General features: G+C 46.9%; 3 protein-coding genes. All 3 read left to right on the plus strand.

The features are described from left to right. Nucleotides 1–687 precede the first annotated feature (687 nt). The 3 genes from JRI46_12335 to JRI46_12345 are packed head-to-tail and all read left to right on the plus strand — an operon-like array spanning nucleotide 688 to nucleotide 3,236. A complete protein-coding gene (locus JRI46_12335; GenBank protein MBW2040352.1) occupies nucleotides 688–1,107 on the plus strand; it encodes a hypothetical protein in 420 nt (139 codons plus the stop codon). Next, nucleotides 1,097–2,275, plus strand: coding sequence for a tyrosine-type recombinase/integrase (locus JRI46_12340; protein MBW2040353.1), 1,179 nt, complete (start codon nucleotides 1,097–1,099; stop codon nucleotides 2,273–2,275). Before JRI46_12335 ends, JRI46_12340 begins: the two co-directional genes overlap by 11 nt. Continuing rightward, nucleotides 2,262–3,236, plus strand: a complete 975-nt coding sequence (locus tag JRI46_12345) for a tyrosine-type recombinase/integrase (protein MBW2040354.1) — start codon at nucleotides 2,262–2,264, stop codon at nucleotides 3,234–3,236. Before JRI46_12340 ends, JRI46_12345 begins: the two co-directional genes overlap by 14 nt. Nucleotides 3,237–3,254 lie beyond the last annotated feature (18 nt).

A 3,254-nucleotide genomic window follows, 5' to 3' on the forward strand; every position in this document is an offset into this window, starting at 1 on the left:
GTATATAGATCCCCCCATATAATTCCCCTTCAAAAAGGGATTAAAAATCCTTATCATTTCATTCGTTTTATTCACTTCTAATTTTTCAAGTCATTACTGGGAACAACTTGGTGAAGCAGCCATACTGTGGCGCTATTCTCTCTAAGGTAATTGCTTTAGAGTCGTTTTCTCATTACGAGATAAAGGAGGGGAAACGATGCATAAGGCAGGTGTATGCAAGAAGCGGCCATGTCGTATCTGCCGACGTTGGTTTATGCCTAACCCACGGCTTAAAGAACGTCAAAGGACATGTGGTGATCCCCAGTGCAAAAGGGAGTGGCACAGAAAAAAGTGTAAAGAGTGGAACAAAAACAACCCTGATTATTTTAGGGCCAATTACCTGCAGAAGAAAATTGATGGTGCGATTTCGTCCTATAAAACCTCACCCCCGAACCCGCCCAAAAGCCGCTTAAAGTCAGGACTACCCTTTGAGGTTGTTCAAGAAGTGTTCAGCTTGCAACATATTATAATCATTGAGTATTTCGGGCAACTACTCTTTAAACGTTTTCAAGAGGTGTTAAAGGGACAAGTGGCTGTAAATACAGGCAAAGTCAGAAAACTACCCCCTGTGGGGGTTTCAAGATGTGATCGACTCTAAAAGAGGCTCTTATGTATTCTGGGCATCATAAAAGAGGCAAGGAGTCGATCATGATAGAGAAGAAGATCCTTAAGCCCAACCGAGTCAGACGCATCAACGGTGGATTCAGTTTTATCCCTCACCGTTTCCTGATGGATGGATTTTTGGCCGCGCTGAGTCAAAAAGAGCTCCTTTTATATTTCTTTCTTGTCCTGGTCTCTGATCGCCATGGCCTGTCTTATTACTCCTATGATGCTATTTGCTCGCTACTCAAGCTTACTGTCCATGACTACATGGAAGCCGAAGACGGCCTTATAGAAAAAGACCTGATCGCTTATGACGGCGCTATCTTTCAGGTGCTCGATTTACCCTCCAAACCGGTACAAGCTCTAGCAACGAAACTTCCTCCCATCTCGGATCGGAAACAATACCGCTCTCAGATTAGAGGCCTTATCCAGCAATCCCTTTGGGAGGCTCAAGGTGGGGAATAAGGACAGCCCGATGTTGATGGAAGCGATCCTGGATTATATGCAGTGGGTCAAGTCCGTGGAGGATGATAGAGGCAGCCGCAGCAGCCTGCGGTACACCCGGATCCTGATCGATTTTCTTATTTATGTAATCCATAAGGACATTGCGTGGAAAGAGATGTTTACCTTCGATACGCTTGAAGCCTTTCGAGCCTATAGTGGCTTTAAGGGCGCCTCCCGTGCCATAAGGGCTCTTTCCGATTATCTATTTAGCCAGGGCAGAATCGATGAGCCTATGGAGATTCCTAAACCCCATAGCCCTTTACCCGACATCTATGAACAATACCTTGTCTACCACGAACAGAGTCTACAGGTTGGGTCTAATCACCTCAGGCAGGTAAGAAGGGTGATAGCCACTTTCCATGAATACCTGAAAAGGCACAAGATCGAGCCTTCAGCACTAAAGATCAAGCATCTCGATGCCTTCATGGCAACCTTTAAGGTCTCACAGAATACCCGGAGGATTTACCGTTATTTCTTGCGGGGTTTTTTGAAGTATCTCTATCACGAGCGGAAGATAATTAAAAAAGACCTTGCCCCGCTTCTCATAGGTCCTCCTATGTTTGGTCAGGCCAAACTACCCAAATTTTTGCGGCCTCAACAAGTGCAGAAACTCTTTGCCTCCCTTAATCTCTCTACCCCAACGGATATGCGAACCTATGCCATGATGCACCTGGCTTACTCTTTGGGGCTTAGGCCCGTTGAGATCAGCAGAATCACCCTGGATAATATCTCTTTCAGCGAAGGGGAACTCAGCGTTGCAGAGAGAAAAGGCCAAAACCCTATAACCCTTCCAATCCCGGAGCAGACCATCAAGGCCATTGCCGTCTACCTGGACAAAGGCAGACCCAAGAGTCCATCCAGACACCTTTTCCTGACCCACCAGTTCCCCTACCGCCCCATAAGCGCCACTACGGTGGTTCAATACATCTCAAAGGCGATGAAAGAGGCGGGGCTTCCCTCATCGGCCTACTGGCTCAGGCACACATATGCCCAGAATCTGCTCCATTTGGGTCAGTCCATCTATGAGGTCAAAGAGATGATGGGGCACCAAAACATCCAGTCCACTCATAGATATCTTCACATCAACAATGAGTTTATGAGAAAGACCCTCTTCGATGAAAAACTTTGAAAGTTTCCTTGCCCCTCAACTCAATGAGTATTTGGCCTATCGCCAAAACATGGGTTACAGCATAAAAGTCTCACGGTCCCATCTTCTTATCTTTGATCGATACCTAAAACAAACAAATGCGGAGTGGAAAACCCTTCAGCCCTTCTTCTTTCTCGAGATGAGAGCAAATATCGAGATGGAGTCTCGTGCCATGAACAGTGTGTTCTATTCCATGCGGGTCTTCTTCCAGTTCCTTTTGCGCCGGGACTATGTGGTGGAAAACCCTCTTCAGGATATCCCCCCTCTCAAGGAAAACAGTATTATCCCCTTTGTGTTTTCACCCGCAGAGACAGGTCAGTTTCTTGAGGCTGTCTGTAAAAAGGTACGCAGAAGTGAAAAGCACTTCCTGATGGATCTGGCCATATACATGGCCTTGTTGCTCCTTGCCCGGTGCGGTATGAGAATCTCAGAGCCTCTGAAGTTGATGAGAGATCATTACCGGCGGGATGATGGGACTGTGTATATCGAGAAGACCAAGTTCAAGAAACAGAGACTGATCCCTGTTCCCAAAGCTGCAATGACAGAAATCGAAAACTACCTCTCTGTCCGGCAATCCCTGAGGCCTCATGATCAGGACCCCTATCTTCTGGCCGGGAGAAATAAGGGGCCTCTAACGCCTGAACAACTCCGCTACGTGTTCCGAAAGACCCTTAAAGAGATCGGCCTTGATCAACCACGAAGAGTCATCGGCAATTTGAACTTCAGCCAGCCCACTCCCCATAGCCTTCGACATTCCTTTGCAGTGAATACCCTAAAAGAGATCAAAGAGCGGGGAGAATCACCCCAACATGCCCTCCCAGTACTGGCCGCTTATATGGGCCACAGTGAATACAAATATACCAGTGTATATCTCAGGGTCGCAGATGCCCTCAGTCGTAAAAACCTGGTTGATTTTGCCCTTTGGCAGAAGAGGAAGGAATGAAACTTTCACCCTTAATCC

It is taken from the genome of Deltaproteobacteria bacterium, assembly GCA_019308925.1.
In the GTDB taxonomy this organism is placed as follows: Bacteria; Desulfobacterota; B13-G15; order B13-G15; family RBG-16-54-18; genus JAFDHG01.